The sequence below is a fragment of the Chryseobacterium piperi genome (assembly GCF_002285635.2).
Classification (GTDB): Bacteria; Bacteroidota; Bacteroidia; order Flavobacteriales; family Weeksellaceae; genus Chryseobacterium; species Chryseobacterium piperi.
In genome coordinates, this window is sequence record NZ_CP023049.2 from 1,029,780 (window position 1) to 1,043,457 (window position 13,678).

A 13,678-nucleotide genomic window follows, 5' to 3' on the forward strand; every position below is an offset into this window, starting at 1 on the left:
CTATTATTAAGGTTCTGAACTCTTACAATTTTCAAAAAATTCACTTATTTGTTCTTTACTCTCAACAAATTTACCATTTTTAAAATATGCATATTCACCATATACGACTGATTGATTCTTTATTTCAAAGCTGTCTATACGATAATCTGATGGCTTTAATAATTTATCTAAAATTTTCTTTCCGTAATCACTTGTTTCATTAGTTGCATCTGTAAAATAAAAAACAGGGAAACCTTTATATTGATAAGACTTATAAACAGGTAACTCATTATTATATAACATCCTATCTACAGAAAAAATTATCTCTTTATCACATTTTCTAATAAAAGTAATTCCTATATATTTTATCTTTTTTCCATCATTGATAGTTCTATCTAAGATATTATAAAATTTTATATCTACTTTTTTATTCAATTGTGCAGAATTACAACTAAAAATAGAAAGTAAAAAAAAGAAAAGACTAATTTTTTTTATATTTTCCTTCATAAGCTTTTAACATTGTTGTGTTATCATAAATAATTGTTGTATTATGTTTAGGAACACTGATAAATGTTGTTCCGTTTGGTGTTGCAGCTTTAATATCCAATGCTTTCACCGTTTTCCCAACCTCAAAAGAATAGTTATTTTCTTTTGTTGGAATTTTGCTTAGATAAACTCCACTTGGATTTAAAGGTCCAGTACTTAAAACACCTGGCCTCAATATAGTTGACTCCATTTTATCATTATGTGTATGTCCTTGCAAACTTACATTAACAGATTTATTATCATAAACCGGCGATATTGTATTACCACTGGTATCTCCTGAATAAACAACAGTAAGATCACCTCCAGATAAATTTGCAGTTTGGATACCCATTTCTGCGTCAATATTTCCTGAAGCAATCCAATCAGCTGCTTGGTTAAAGTATTCTAATCCTTTAGATTGATCTGCACCAAAATCTAAAAAATTTCTTGAGCCATCGGATCGAGTACGGTCGTTCACAAATCCCTTATCCCCAATTGTATACCCACCATCATTACTCTCTTTTAATTTCCTATTTTCTCCTTCTCCTTCAAAGTTATTTGATGTGTATATTACATCTTTTTCAGATTCGGCTCTCCATGAAAGACTTCCATTTTTATCTATCTCAAAAATATCTTTCCCTTGCCTTCCATCCGGATCAATAAACCTTATCGGATTATTATAGGCATAGGTGTAAGTACTCCAACGTCTGGAAGTTTCCGCCAGTGGATCAATTACGCCCCATCGTCCTATATCCGCCATATACATCCTCGCTCCGTAATCATACATCCCGGTTTCTTGCAGCTCCTTACTATTACTTGTAGTTTAATACCCACTATAGTTTTTAGTTTGTCTTTTGGAGGAAGAGTCCGTTTCACTGATTGTGAGACAGACTCATTGTTATTTCGATAATTATTTCTTTCTTATCCTTAAAAAAGTATGGCTTGGTGAGGATAGTTCAAAAGTGTAGTTCTTATCTTTACTTAACGGTTCTAAACCTTTATTCTTCTTATTATTTAGATTGTAAATTCGTAATATATTATAGTAATCCTGTAACCACGGCTTCTTTATTTCTATCTCGTAAGAGTTTTCATTTTGCTTGCCATTAATATACCTGTTGTCTTCAATGTATAATAATATGGAATCAGTTTCTTTACTAATCAGATTTTCATAATCAGATTTTTTTATTGATAAATTGCCAGGCCAATAGTTAACTAATAATTTATCTATCTGTCCTTTATGATACCTTACTATATTAAATTTAGTATAATGATCAAATATTTCACCATCCACTACAATAATAAAATCAAGGCTTTTAGTGTCTTCCTGAGCATATATTTTATTAAAAAAAAATGTCAATACCACTATAATTAAAATTTTACTTATTGATTTCATCATCTTATTTTTTTAAAATTCTTTGTATTGCTCTTTGCTCTAACGTTAATGGCTTCTGGTTACCTCTATATATAACAGCACCATTACTTCTCGTTGGAATATTCATTGTTCCGTCAGGATTTTTGGTAGCATTAGTTATGGTTCCCAATGGGCCAACAATAATATTAGTTCCATATTGTCCAAAAGTTGTCCTATCTTGAGAAGACGGCGTATTTGCAGATTGAGGATAGACAGTATTATCTACCGTTTGGACAGTAGTAGGATGCGAATGTATAGTAGTCTCCACATCTGCCACTGTTTTTCCATTTGGTATATCAGGCAGATTAGTGGATGCTGTTTGGATACCATTTTCTATAGTTGGTAATTCTCCTGTTTTGCCCCTAACAACATCCCCATTACTCATTACTAATGATGATTCTTCTTTTAATCCACCATTATTTACAGTTCTATCAAGAACGTTGAGACTTTCATTTAAGGCAGCATTACTAGGTAAAGTAACCCCAGAACTTACTGTGCTTGGATCTATATTCCCTTTTGTTTTAGAAATAGATCTTGCTTCTTTATTATCCGTAACCACAACGTTGACACCATTATTAACTCCGTCTGTCCCTATCTTCTTACCATCTTTATTAAAAAAATCAGTTAATGGAGCCCTCCCATCTGGATCGATAAAACGTATAGGGTTATTAAATGCATAATTATAGGGACTGTGTCTTGTCATCTTTTCTGCTAGAGGGTCAATTGTCAACCAACTCTACTCAACTTTTCCCTCGCGCGAGGCTTTACACTGTGATCATCTGCTCTTGCTCGCTTTCTCAAAGATAATATTTTTCTTTTCATTTGAAAAAAATAAGCAAGGATTGCACACATTTTTGATTCGTGTAATATGGTGAGCCATATTTGTAAAAAATTTAAAATTTATGGAACTTATCATTTGTTTTGTACTATCAATGATTGTTTTAATCATCGTTTCTAACAATGCCACTAAATCAAAAGACTAATTTTGACCAGTATTGTCGCTGTTGTTGTAGATGTGGACTTGTGGGTAAAATCGATATTGTTTTTAGCCCTGGCTTTATCCACAAATCCACATCCTTTACCCACTAATTTTGGGTTCCCGGCTTCATTCAACGCGGGGCGCATTTTTCCTTGATTCAGGGCGGTTGAAGCTTGGGCGAAAAAGTCTTTTTCTGTGGCTGGTTTAGCGTTGGGAAGATTCGGAGGAGTTGGCTCCTGAGGGCTGTGCCCGAAGGATAGGAAAGCATTTTACATAATCTCAAATTATAGGTGCCGATGGATTTGCCAGTAGCGCAGCTTTAGCGGAGTGGAAGGCAACGTTTAGGTGCTGCTGCGCGTATAATTTTATTATGTAATTTGCTGTGGCATTAAAGCTTTGGGAAGTTTAGGCAAGCGTGGAAGGAAAATGTCTTTTTTGTAGCTGGGGGCGGGATATTTAATTCAAAATGCAAGCATTGGAGTTTTACTTTAGATATTTTTCAATTTCCTGTTTCAGATTTTCAAGTTCGGTTTGGTTAAAATATTCCAGACTTCTTAAATATCTAAATCCTGATTTGTATTGGACTTCCCTTAAATTATATTGTTTAAGCCAAAGATTTATTCTGCTGTTTCTGATCAATTGTAAACTTTCAATATTAATCTGTTTTCTGATTTGTGATGTGATGCTGCTAAATCTCGTTTTTTCACTTAAAATAAAAAGCTTATCGGTTTCTTGTACGGTTTTTGAGATCTGTAACAGCTCTGCTCTTGTTTTATTCAGGTATTTGTAAAGTTCTAAGATCTGTGAAGCTTCTAAAGGTAAGACTCTTTCTTTTAACCGGTTTTCTGTAGCCTGGGGAACCCGGATTAGTCCTTTTTCCAGATCAATATCCTGTATGGTTAATTCCCGTAAACATCCTGAGCTTAAACCTTGATAAATGATTAGTGATACAATAACCTGATTTCTTTTTCCAAAGAGTGTATATTGTCCTTTCTTGTATTTTCTTTCTTTAAATTCTTCCTCAATATCCTGTAGTTCTTCTTCGGTTAAAAATCCTGTAATTAATAGTCTTTTGGGTGTTTTTATCCTAAAGTTCTTTAAAGGATGGTCTTTTCTTTTTCCTGTGAGTTGGAGATAGTCAAAATACTGTTCTATGGTCTTTATCTGATTGTTAACCGTTATTAACTCATATTTTTTCTGCTGTAATGCTATCATTTTTAAAAGTTCCGTTGTTCCGATTTTATCAAAACTCTGTTTCCGGGAACATAGATCTTTCCATAACAAAACCTGCTTTTCTTTTTCTACAAGTGTGCTTTCTGTGTAATGATAATGGTCTTTTAAATGCTGTAAAAATTCTTTCATAGATGGGTATAACGTTGGGTACTTTCTAAACTCCGGTGTCCTAAAAATCTGCTGACCTTTATAAGTTCCATTCCGTTTTTTAATAAATGAGTAGCAATACTGTGTCGTAATAAATGAGGGTAAATTTTCTTTTTTATATCGCTTTTCTGTGCGATTCTTTCTACAATAAATTCTATTCCTGCGGGAGTAAGGTTTCCTTTTAATCCCTGTAAAAAACATGCTCCTTTATGGATTCTTTGTTTTAGGTAGACTTCAAAAATTTCTAAGGCTTTGCTATGTATCGGAACTTCCCGCTGATAGCCGGTTTTAGATTTTCTGACGAGCACTTTCCCGTTTTCCAGATCCACATCTTCCAACAATAATTCTGCCGCTTCTCCGGCTCTTAAGCCTAAATAATACAGGCTTGCCAATACTGCTTTATCTCTTATGGTTTCTGCATTTTTTAGAAGGGTTTGTATTTCTTTTATTGATAAAATTTCTATTTCCGCAATGTGGGTTTTAAAGCTTCTGCAAATGACAAGACCCGTTTCTTTCTGCAGGATTTCTTTCTGATAATTTTTATAGATTTTAAGTGCAAAAAGATGATTGTTTATGGTACTTACATTAAGGTTTTTATGAGGTTGAGTTTTGTGTTTTCTCTGCTTTAAATAATTAATATATTCTGTTGGAAGATTTCCTCTTTCTATATAATTTCTATACTCCTGAACCATTGATAAAATCTTGATAACATTCCTTTTCTGATAATTCCTGAGTTCTAAATATCTCTTGAAGTTTTCCATCTATAACCGATTTACTTGTGTAATATTTGTGTTTTTCCGAACGCTAATCGATTTCTCTTTATTCATCGGTATTTATAAGTATTCTAGTGTTCGTTTGGTTTCCGTTTAGCGTTCGATAGCGTTCAATTTTAATTGTTCCAATTGCTTTGTAAAAGATTCTTTCAATTCTTTTCTAACTCTCTGTATATTATCGTTATATGAGATTTTATATTTAAATCCTTTATTCGCAAAACCGATTTGCTTTAAATATTCTAGTCTTACCAATTCGTTCAGATAAAACTGTAATTGTGTCTTTTTAAATCCTGTAATTTCCATTGCATCAAACCTTGAGAACTGATCTTCTTTAAAGGCTTTTTTCAACTTTTCAAAGAACTGCCTTAAACTTCCGTCTAGCTCGTCAATCTTTAAAATAATACTCTCAAATAGTATTTCTACAGCGTTCTCGATATCTTCAATCTCAGTAATTAAATAATCGTTTTTTATTTCTCTCTGATATTGATACAAAAGTGTAATTTGCTTGATAATACTTTGAAACATTTCATTTAATCGTCTCTTATTCTTTACATTACTAGGCAATTGTATTTGTGTCGCATATGGATTGATAACCTCATAATGTTTTAAATTCCTGATGATTTTTTGTATAAAGCCAACAGCCTTCTCTTCTCCGTTTTTATTAATTTCTCCGGCATTTCTGCGGTTCTGATAACTGATGATTTTCTCTGTCTGTTCCTCGCTTTCGTTGACTGCTACAATAAAGCTGCGGTTCATATTATCCTCATACAATTCTCCTTTTGTTGTTGCCGATAAACTGCTAAACTGACCTTTTACGATCTTATGACTCGATTTATTATTTCCCTTTTTATCCTTAATAGTAACCGAACTTCTTAAAACCTGGTTGCTGATAAATTCTCTCAACGCATACAATGCATCTTCCTTTAAACCGTCTAAATCTTCAATGATAATGATCTTTTGGAACAGATCGAACTCGCCCCAATTATACAAACTTGATTCTGTAATTCTTGTAAATCTCAACACATCTTCCTGTGGCATCATGTCTGCAATTCTGCTGATAATGTGCGTTTTTCCGCTTCCTGAACTTCCCTGTACAATTCCGTGTAACGGACTTCTGTTTAAATAACTGATCGTGATTAAAAATAAAAGGAGTCTGCTGTTTTCTTCGCCGATAATTCCGGCTTTTTCTATGAGCTGATTTAAGGATGTTAATAATTCTTTTTGCTGTAAAAAATCTACTGCTGTTTTCGGTTCTGCTTTTGGTTCTCTCGCTGATGGCGCAGATTCCGCAGATTTCTCTACAGTAACTTTTATTTTTTCAGTTGAAAGAAAAATATCTTTTCTTTTTTCTAACAGTTCTTTAAAAATACTTTCATCGTGTAACTGTAATGTCTCATTTATATCATTGTTCGGAAGTTCTACCGTTGATACTTTGTAACTCTTAAATTCTTCTGCATATTTCTTAACGGCTTTCTTTCCTGCATCGTCATTATCAAAACAAAAAATAATTTCCTCTAATTCTTTGAGTTCTTTGATGGCTGTTAAAATTTCTTCATTCAATCCGTTTGTTCCAAAGCAACTTATTACACTGTAATTGTCCCGTATTTCTTTTATCTGAAGCAAGCTCGCACAATCGATAATTGCTTCTGTTAATATCAGTTTTTTAGTTTCTGCTTTTGGATATCCCGGATAAATTCCGGAACGATTCTTCAGATAAAAATGTTTTCCGTTTTTGTTCTCTACGATTGCTCTAAAATAAAAGCTTACGATTTCATTTTCTTTATTCTTCAAAGGAAAAGCAATACACTTATTCGCAAAAAATACTGTAGCCTTTTTCTCCTGTTCTGTTGTTGACAAGTCCTTTATCCTGTAATAATCCAACTTCCAAAGCATTGCTGATTAATTCTTCGCTTTTCCTTTCTCCGTGATGGAACTGACCGCTGTTGTAACCAATCTCTAAAATGGAGTTGTCAAGATTCCTTTTCTCAATATATTGTTTTGCAGGAACGCTACAATACAAAGCTTTCCTAAAATAACTAAATGTGTTTTCTAAAAAGTCCGTGTCGGACAAATGATTATTTTTTTCTTTTGTAGGATTTTTTATAATTGACATTTCAGAACTGATTAAACTTTGTGCTTTCTTTATCGCTTCATGTTTCGTTAGCTTTTCGTAATCTTCTATAAACTGGATAACATCGCCGGTTTTTCCACAACTGTGGCATTTGTAAAAGTTCTTTTCCAGATTCACCTGAAGACTTGCCGTTTTATCATCGTGCATAAAACATTTAAGCATATTATTTTGGGGTTGCAAGTTGTAATACTGTAGAACCTCTGATAAACTTAAACGTTCTTTGATAGCGGAGATTTCCATAAATAAAAAATATTTTGAAAAAGTTTTATATACCTTATTGAGTACAAAGGTATATTATAAAATCTATTTTGCAAAAATTATTAGATTTTTATTTACCTTATAAAGTATTTATATTTGCTTATTATTAATAAAATACAGTGGTTTAATACCTTAAAAGATATAAATAATGGATTCGTTCGGTAAAAAATTAAGAGAATGCAGAGAAGCTAAAAACCTTTCCCAAAAGGATTTAGCAGGGATTTTAAATACTTCTTACTCTGTAATCGGAAAGTATGAACGTGATGAGATGATTCCTTCTATTGGGGTGGCTAAAAATATTGCTAAGATTTTAGGAACTACAGTTGGTTATCTTTTGGGAGAGACAGAAGAAGTAAATATTTTTAAAGATCCTGCAATGCTCAACCGTTTCAACGACATCGAAAAACTTGATCCTGAAAATAAAAAACATTTGCTTTCTGTAGTAGATGGGTTTATTCAGGCTCTTAAAATTAAAAATATTGCTGCACTTTAGTTCAGTTTCCTTATACAAACAGAACACTATAAAAATACAAAACCCACTACAATTGCAGTGGGTTTTTGTTTGTAATTTTATTTTCTAATTGGAGGAAGAGATTTTTCTGGTAAATAATTATCTATCTCATTTTGTTTTTGAATATCATTCTTAATTTGATCAAAATTAATTTCAAATTCTGATATTCTTGCGGAATCATCTTGTTTATATACTTTTTCCTTAAGTAAATCTATAATATCATTGAAGCTAGAGCTCATAAAAGGAGGAATAAAAAACAGTATCCTTGTGTCTTTTTAAATAGACATTCAATTTTCCGTTTTTATCCAATGTTGAATATGATAAAATTGAAACGTTTTTGGCTTCAATATCATAAGCAATAAGCTTAAAATCATTAAGTTTAATTTCTTGTGCATTCAACATTAAACTTAATATTAAAGTCAAAAAAAACAATAAGTTTTTCATTTTTGAAATATTAATGAGTAATTTTTTTTAAAGAGATTTCTCTAATCTCACTTTGTTCTAAGTTATCATAAAAATAAATACTATCATTCTCGATTTTTATTAAATCTATTATTTGATACATATCTGATATTACAGTAAATTCTAATGTAGAAGTATTTATTTTGACCAAATAAAATCCAGAGTTAAACCATTTTTTTCTAAAACAAGGAATATAAATAAATCCATTCTCATATAATAACGGACCTCCAAATATTTCTCTTTTTATCAGATTTCCATCAATAGACAATTTTCCAACTTCCGGACAACCTTGACAAATTTCGTATAGATCGTGATATAAAACTTCTTTTTTATTTGGAAGATTTATTTTTAGTCTAAAACTTATTGGGGTTTCAAGTTTCATAATTTTTAACGAGGAATAATTTTAGTTGCTTGATTTACTACACTTTTAGATTCTGTCAAAAACTGGATAGAGCCTCCTGTATAAAATCCTCCACCTTGAGGTCCAACTATTCCTATTTTAATTGGAGTTCCTTTAGGAACTATACCAGATGTATATTGAGTTAAAGGATTCCACTCTTGCTTTATTGCCACTACTGTTCTATTTGCAAATTCACTAGTTCCAACTCTTACACCCCAGAAATCACTCTTCCCAATAGACATTTGCCCAAATCTTTGAGCAGGAATATCAAAAGGAGCTTTCATATTAATACTTCCAAATAAGAACCCATCTGAAGTAGTTGCAACTTTTGCTACTGCTCCTAATGCCTTAGAAAATCCAATTTCTGCAGCTGCTCCTTGCAATCCATATAGACCCGCAACAGCTAACTGCCCCGATGGATTTCCCATTGCTGCTTCCGTTGAATTGGATGCAGGAGTTTCTCTTATATACGAACCATTATCAGGAGTACCAAAAGCAGCGACACTCATTGCTGATGCGGAATCACCTGCTTGAATTAAAGGATCTAAATTATTCATTATCCCCATTCCTCCCAATAAAGAGTTATTGGTATATGAACCATCAGAATTTAAGGCAGTTGTAGACCCATTCTCCGTTGTATATGTCCCAGATTTACCTAAATAAGTTTCATTTTCTCTTGCTGTTGCTTGGCTTGTTGCATTTTCATTCCAATAAACACTATTTGTTTGTCTATTGTGTACCCAATCCGTTCCTTGCCTTCCATCAGGGTCAATAAATCTCAAAGGATTATTAAAAGCATAGTTATAAGGACTATGTCTTGTCATTTTCTCCGCCAGCGGATCCACCACGCCCCATCTTCCCAAGTCAGGCATATAGAATCTTGCTCCATAATCATACATCCCGGTCTCTTGCAGCTCCTTGCCGTTATACTTGTAATTCAAGGAGGTTATCTAAAAAGCTTATTTATTGTTATATTGACATTTCTTCTGATCTTTTGTAAAAGACTTTTGAACTCTTTTCATTGTTCCTCCTGGGATTTCATAGTCATATGTATAGCTCTTTCCTGGTAAAGGATTATAAATCTTTTTATACTTATTATTATCCGTATTATAAACATAAATAATAACATATGGCTGATCTAACCAGCTTAATTTAAAATCATCTATTTCGTAAGTTTTTGATTCTGATTCTCCTTTACAGCTACTAGAGTATGTAAATTGAAAAGATTTGATTTGACTACCTTCTAATACTTTATAATCAGATTCCTTAAGTTGAAGTTTTCCAGGCTGTATAGTACCCTTTATTATTTCACCATTTTCTAAACCTATTTTAACATATGTATATTTTATTATTTCTCCATCAACCAATATTATAATATTGGCATTTCTATTTTGAGCATAAGTATAGAAACTTATACACATCAAAAACATATAAATCAATTTATTCATATTATTATTCTAAAATTCGTTTAACAGCTTTAGTTTCAAGTTTTAATGGTTCAGGATATGAACTATTATAAATAACAATCCCATTTGGATTAGCATTGGTTGTTGTTTCCATCTTTCCTGTAGAAGTATTGACACCAGATTGTCCCGTAGAATAGCCTAAAGGCCCAACAATAACATTGGTGTCATATTGAGCAAAGGTTGTTGTATCTGTAGCTGAAGGCTCTTGAGCATTACCACTATAAACTTTTTCTCCCACAACTTCCGTTTTAGTGGGATGAGAGTGTATGGATGCTGCTGCATCTGCTGTTGTTTTTCCTGTTGGTAGATCAGGTAACGTAGCACTTGCATAAGCATCCTTTCCATATTGTACTTCTGGGCCTTGTGTACCTCGTAAAACAGAACCATCTTTCATTACGATAGAACTTTCTTCTTTTTTACCACCATTGTTTATTGTTCTATCTAAAACATTTAAGCTTTCTTTTAATACGGCTGTACTTGGTAATGTCGCTCCTGATTTTACAGAGCTTGTATCAACATTCCCTTTTATTTTAGAAATAGATCTCGCCTCCTTATTATCTGTAACTACGACTCTTACTCCGTTATTCACTCCATCTGTACCAATTTTTTTTCCACTCAAATTGTAAAAATCAGTAAGAGGTGCTCTTCCATCCGGATCGATAAATCGAATTGGATTATCAAATGCATAATTATATGGAGACCACCTACGCATTAATTCAGCCTTCGGATCCACAACTCCCCAACGTCCTATATCTGGCATGTAAAATCTAGCCCCATAATCATACATTCCGGTTTCAGTTTGTAATTCTTTACCGTTGTATTTGTATTGATAAGCAGAATTTCCATTCAAGGGATTATATCCCTCATGCTTTAATCCAAATGGGTAGTAGTTATTCTCTTCAATAATTTCTAAGCTTGTATTGTTTCTGGTATAACTTAATCTCACATTTCCTAAATGATCCGTATAGTGGTAAATATACTTATTTTTTACAAAATCATAATAGCCCTCTGAGGTTGGAACAAATTGTAAAACATTATCTTCATATTGAAACCCATCCAGATAATCGGTTTGAATATCGATTGTAAGTCCCGGGATAGAATTCTTTTTTACTTTCACCCCATCTGATCTGTAAGTATAATTATAACTAGGTCTGAATCTCCCTTCACCCAATATCTTAAAGCTATTCGGTAAGTTTAAATAATTATAAGAGATTTCATTAATTTTTTTATCAGGATGACTCGTCATATTCCCATTTTGATCATAGCTAATGGTTGCTCCTCCGCCTGCCGGATACCCTAAAGAGCTTTGGGTTGCATCTGTAATTGTATTAAGTCTACTTCCATTGTAAGAATAGGTAAGATCATCAATTAATGCTGCGGTATTTCCAGATTGTATATTAGCTGATCTTTTGAGATTGATAATGTTTCCGCTCAAATCATAATCCATCTTTTCAAAATATTCTCTTGCCGATGGATTGGCATCTCTTTGATAGAACCCTGCCAGTAATCTATTTAAACCATCATATACATACCCATATCTTCTTAAATTATCATTAGGAGAAGATGCCGACTTCCAGTCGACTTCAGCAATATTTCCATTAAACTTAGGGAGTACCTTCAGATTAGAAAAGCTAACATTTGGCGTTTGTAATCCTTCTACCTGATTGTACTTCATTTTATACCCAAACAAATCAGTTCCCAGGTTAGCAGGATCATTCATATGAGTCACCCAGCCTCGGATATTGTATTGATAATCTACCTGCTGAAGTGGTGCAGCAGCACTAACTCCACCCACTTTCTTATTTTCCAACTGGGAAAGCTCATTGTATTTATTCTGGGCTAAAATCTCAAGAGGATTAGGCCCTACTTTATGTCGATGCATCAGAAGTCTGTTCTGATGGTCATACGTGAAATATTCGTGTATCTGTCTTTCGGCATCACCAGCCAACCTTTTATGGTAAGTACTGGTTCTAAGAGGTGTGCCAGAAAAATCAAGCTGATGGTTAAGAATGGTATATCCTCCTAAATGATTAATGCTTCTGCTTCCCATTACCTGACCTTTGGAATTATACCAGGTGAAGTTTCGGGTCCAGGCATCATCTTCTATATTTTTAATGTACGAGGCTAAAGGTAATCCTTTGGTGGAACGATCCTGTGAAGGGTTATCAGCTAAAAGCTGATGATTAAAAACATTGGTTACTGCAGGAGATCCCGGAGGATAGGTATCGTAGTAATTCACACTCAAAACCGTCTCTATATTAGAGAAGTGGCTGTTACTATAATAGATACGCATTCCATTGCGGATAAATCCACCAGATTCCCTTGATTCAATAATAGCTAAATTTCCTGCCTGAGTCTGCCTATCCATTCTATTGTTCCCAGTTAAAATTCCAGTATAGGCAACTCTTCCCAACTGATCATATTTAGTGATCAGCCATTTATTGGTCTTACGCATTTCTGCATCTTGAGTCATAATAAGACGGTCAGCTTTATCATACACCATATGTTCCCATTCTTTACCCGGAAGTTTCTTTTGTACTAGCCTGTTTTTCCCATCATAATGATACTGGTAACAGTGATTAATCAAAAACCCATCTAAAAACTGAACCCCTACACCTAAGCTTTTAGCAGCATTTGATCCTTCGGGCGGAAGGACAAAAGCCAATTGATTATATTCATTATAGATATAATAGGTATCTGCATTCTGACCGGCTCCTACTACTTTTCTGACTAAGACAGTTTGACCCTGGCCATTTTTAAACTCTATGGTTTCATTGCCATCTTCATCCTTTACTGAGTTCTTATACAGTTGATTGGCTTTATAAAATCCACTTGCAGAGTTCGCATCATTGGCAGCCACTTTTAAGACAGAATTCGTTCTTCCTTCTATGAAAGTGGTGGTGGTCACATATTTTCTGACCTCTGTAGCCGTATTGGTTCCATAGTCAAACTTTACCGGTTTTGTGTTCCAGGCATTACCCACCTGTTTCTGTTCCAGTATTCTATCCAGAGGAGAATTTTCCAGGGTCTTTTCTGCAAAGATCTTTTCCTGGCCATAGATGCTGGTCTGGGTGGCATTAGCTAAAGGATTGGAAACAACAGCTCCATTGGTGCTTTGAGCCTGGGGAACAGGAAGAAAGTCTTTGACCTGTCTTCCAAAGCCGTCATATTCAATATGGGTAACCACATCTCTTCTTAAAGGTGAGGCTTTGATATTAATAATTTGTTTAGGTCTCCCTAAACCATCAAAATATTCTACCGTTTCTGCAGTTTTGGTAGGCTGATTACTGGCATTATAATCAAGATATGTTTTAGAATAAACGTAATTTTCAGTCGGGCTTAATTGGGCATGGGCTAATCCTGCGATCAGCAAGGCTCCTATAGGGATAATTATTTTTTTCAT

Annotated in this window: 13 protein-coding genes and 2 pseudogenes; 1 reads left to right on the plus strand and 14 read right to left on the minus strand. The window is 33.6% G+C overall.

The annotated features are described in order from the left end of the window. Positions 1-6: 6 nt before the first annotated feature. From CJF12_RS04510 to CJF12_RS20125, 9 genes and pseudogenes are all read right to left on the minus strand, one after another. Complete coding sequence (locus CJF12_RS04510; protein ID WP_034688143.1) at positions 7-486, minus strand: hypothetical protein; 480 nt, start codon at positions 484-486, stop codon at positions 7-9. A gap of 661 nt (positions 487-1,147) precedes the next feature. Beyond that, a pseudogene (locus tag CJF12_RS20475) lies at positions 1,148-1,318 on the minus strand (RHS repeat-associated core domain-containing protein); the annotation flags it as partial. Positions 1,319-1,414: 96 nt separating this feature from the next. Then, positions 1,415-1,900 carry a hypothetical protein gene (locus CJF12_RS04520; RefSeq protein WP_034688139.1) on the minus strand — a complete coding sequence of 162 codons (486 nt, stop codon included), beginning with the start codon at positions 1,898-1,900 and terminating at the stop codon, positions 1,415-1,417. A 1-nt stretch (position 1,901) separates the two neighbouring features. After that, complete coding sequence (locus CJF12_RS04525) at positions 1,902-2,618, minus strand: RHS repeat-associated core domain-containing protein (protein WP_034688136.1); 717 nt, start codon at positions 2,616-2,618, stop codon at positions 1,902-1,904. Positions 2,619-2,881: 263 nt separating this feature from the next. Continuing rightward, on the minus strand, positions 2,882-3,040 hold the full coding sequence (locus tag CJF12_RS19855; protein WP_157759840.1) for a hypothetical protein: 159 nt from the start codon (positions 3,038-3,040) through the stop codon (positions 2,882-2,884). A gap of 337 nt (positions 3,041-3,377) precedes the next feature. Next, positions 3,378-4,256 carry a tyrosine-type recombinase/integrase gene (locus CJF12_RS04530; protein ID WP_034688135.1) on the minus strand — a complete coding sequence of 293 codons (879 nt, stop codon included), beginning with the start codon at positions 4,254-4,256 and terminating at the stop codon, positions 3,378-3,380. Then, positions 4,253-5,035 carry a tyrosine-type recombinase/integrase gene (locus CJF12_RS04535; protein ID WP_095591062.1) on the minus strand — a complete coding sequence of 261 codons (783 nt, stop codon included), beginning with the start codon at positions 5,033-5,035 and terminating at the stop codon, positions 4,253-4,255. The genes CJF12_RS04530 and CJF12_RS04535 overlap by 4 nt, the downstream gene beginning before the upstream one ends. Positions 5,036-5,140: 105 nt before the next feature. Next, the gene (locus CJF12_RS04540) at positions 5,141-6,940 is read right to left on the minus strand and encodes a toprim domain-containing protein (RefSeq protein ID WP_228423529.1); all 1,800 of its coding nucleotides are present in this window, start codon (positions 6,938-6,940) and stop codon (positions 5,141-5,143) included. After that, a complete protein-coding gene (locus CJF12_RS20125) occupies positions 6,855-7,418 on the minus strand; it encodes a CHC2 zinc finger domain-containing protein (RefSeq protein WP_228423531.1) in 564 nt (187 codons plus the stop codon). The genes CJF12_RS04540 and CJF12_RS20125 overlap by 86 nt, the downstream gene beginning before the upstream one ends. Positions 7,419-7,584: 166 nt before the next feature. On the opposite strand from CJF12_RS20125, the gene CJF12_RS04545 reads away from it, so the two are divergent. Continuing rightward, positions 7,585-7,929, plus strand: a complete 345-nt coding sequence (locus tag CJF12_RS04545) for a helix-turn-helix domain-containing protein (RefSeq protein ID WP_034682512.1) — start codon at positions 7,585-7,587, stop codon at positions 7,927-7,929. A 77-nt stretch (positions 7,930-8,006) separates the two neighbouring features. On the opposite strand, the gene CJF12_RS04550 is transcribed toward CJF12_RS04545, so the two are convergent. The 5 genes and pseudogenes from CJF12_RS04550 to CJF12_RS04570 all read right to left on the minus strand — a co-directional run bounded on the left by CJF12_RS04550 (position 8,007) and on the right by CJF12_RS04570 (position 13,678). Next, complete coding sequence (locus CJF12_RS04550; protein WP_095591016.1) at positions 8,007-8,186, minus strand: hypothetical protein; 180 nt, start codon at positions 8,184-8,186, stop codon at positions 8,007-8,009. Positions 8,187-8,401: 215 nt separating this feature from the next. Continuing rightward, positions 8,402-8,791, minus strand: a complete 390-nt coding sequence (locus tag CJF12_RS04555; RefSeq protein WP_034682514.1) for a hypothetical protein — start codon at positions 8,789-8,791, stop codon at positions 8,402-8,404. 773 nt (positions 8,792-9,564) lie between these two features. Beyond that, positions 9,565-9,753: pseudogene (locus CJF12_RS20480) on the minus strand (RHS repeat-associated core domain-containing protein); the annotation flags it as partial. A gap of 15 nt (positions 9,754-9,768) precedes the next feature. Continuing rightward, entirely contained in the window at positions 9,769-10,257 is a 489-nt protein-coding gene (locus CJF12_RS04565; protein ID WP_034688381.1) for a hypothetical protein, read from the minus strand. A gap of 4 nt (positions 10,258-10,261) precedes the next feature. Continuing rightward, positions 10,262-13,678 carry a DUF6443 domain-containing protein gene (locus CJF12_RS04570; protein ID WP_099668546.1) on the minus strand — a complete coding sequence of 1,139 codons (3,417 nt, stop codon included), beginning with the start codon at positions 13,676-13,678 and terminating at the stop codon, positions 10,262-10,264.

Excerpts from the sequence above, each read along its gene's own strand:
- CJF12_RS04520 (WP_034688139.1), bottom strand. The coding sequence starts at position 1,900 with ATGATGAAATCAATAAGTAAAATTTTAATTATAGTGGTATTGACATTT.
- CJF12_RS04555 (WP_034682514.1), bottom strand. The coding sequence starts at position 8,791 with ATGAAACTTGAAACCCCAATAAGTTTTAGACTAAAAATAAATCTTCCA.
- CJF12_RS04550 (WP_095591016.1), bottom strand. The coding sequence starts at position 8,186 with ATGAGCTCTAGCTTCAATGATATTATAGATTTACTTAAGGAAAAAGTA.
- CJF12_RS04525 (WP_034688136.1), bottom strand. The coding sequence starts at position 2,618 with ATGACAAGACACAGTCCCTATAATTATGCATTTAATAACCCTATACGT.
- CJF12_RS04535 (WP_095591062.1), bottom strand. The coding sequence starts at position 5,035 with ATGGAAAACTTCAAGAGATATTTAGAACTCAGGAATTATCAGAAAAGG.
- CJF12_RS04565 (WP_034688381.1), bottom strand. The coding sequence starts at position 10,257 with ATGAATAAATTGATTTATATGTTTTTGATGTGTATAAGTTTCTATACT.
- CJF12_RS04530 (WP_034688135.1), bottom strand. The coding sequence starts at position 4,256 with ATGAAAGAATTTTTACAGCATTTAAAAGACCATTATCATTACACAGAA.
- CJF12_RS04540 (WP_228423529.1), bottom strand. The coding sequence starts at position 6,940 with ATGCTTTGGAAGTTGGATTATTACAGGATAAAGGACTTGTCAACAACA.
- CJF12_RS04545 (WP_034682512.1), top strand. The coding sequence starts at position 7,585 with ATGGATTCGTTCGGTAAAAAATTAAGAGAATGCAGAGAAGCTAAAAAC.
- CJF12_RS04510 (WP_034688143.1), bottom strand. The coding sequence starts at position 486 with ATGAAGGAAAATATAAAAAAAATTAGTCTTTTCTTTTTTTTACTTTCT.
- CJF12_RS20125 (WP_228423531.1), bottom strand. The coding sequence starts at position 7,418 with ATGGAAATCTCCGCTATCAAAGAACGTTTAAGTTTATCAGAGGTTCTA.
- CJF12_RS19855 (WP_157759840.1), bottom strand. The coding sequence starts at position 3,040 with ATGCGCCCCGCGTTGAATGAAGCCGGGAACCCAAAATTAGTGGGTAAA.
- CJF12_RS04570 (WP_099668546.1), bottom strand. The coding sequence starts at position 13,678 with ATGAAAAAAATAATTATCCCTATAGGAGCCTTGCTGATCGCAGGATTA.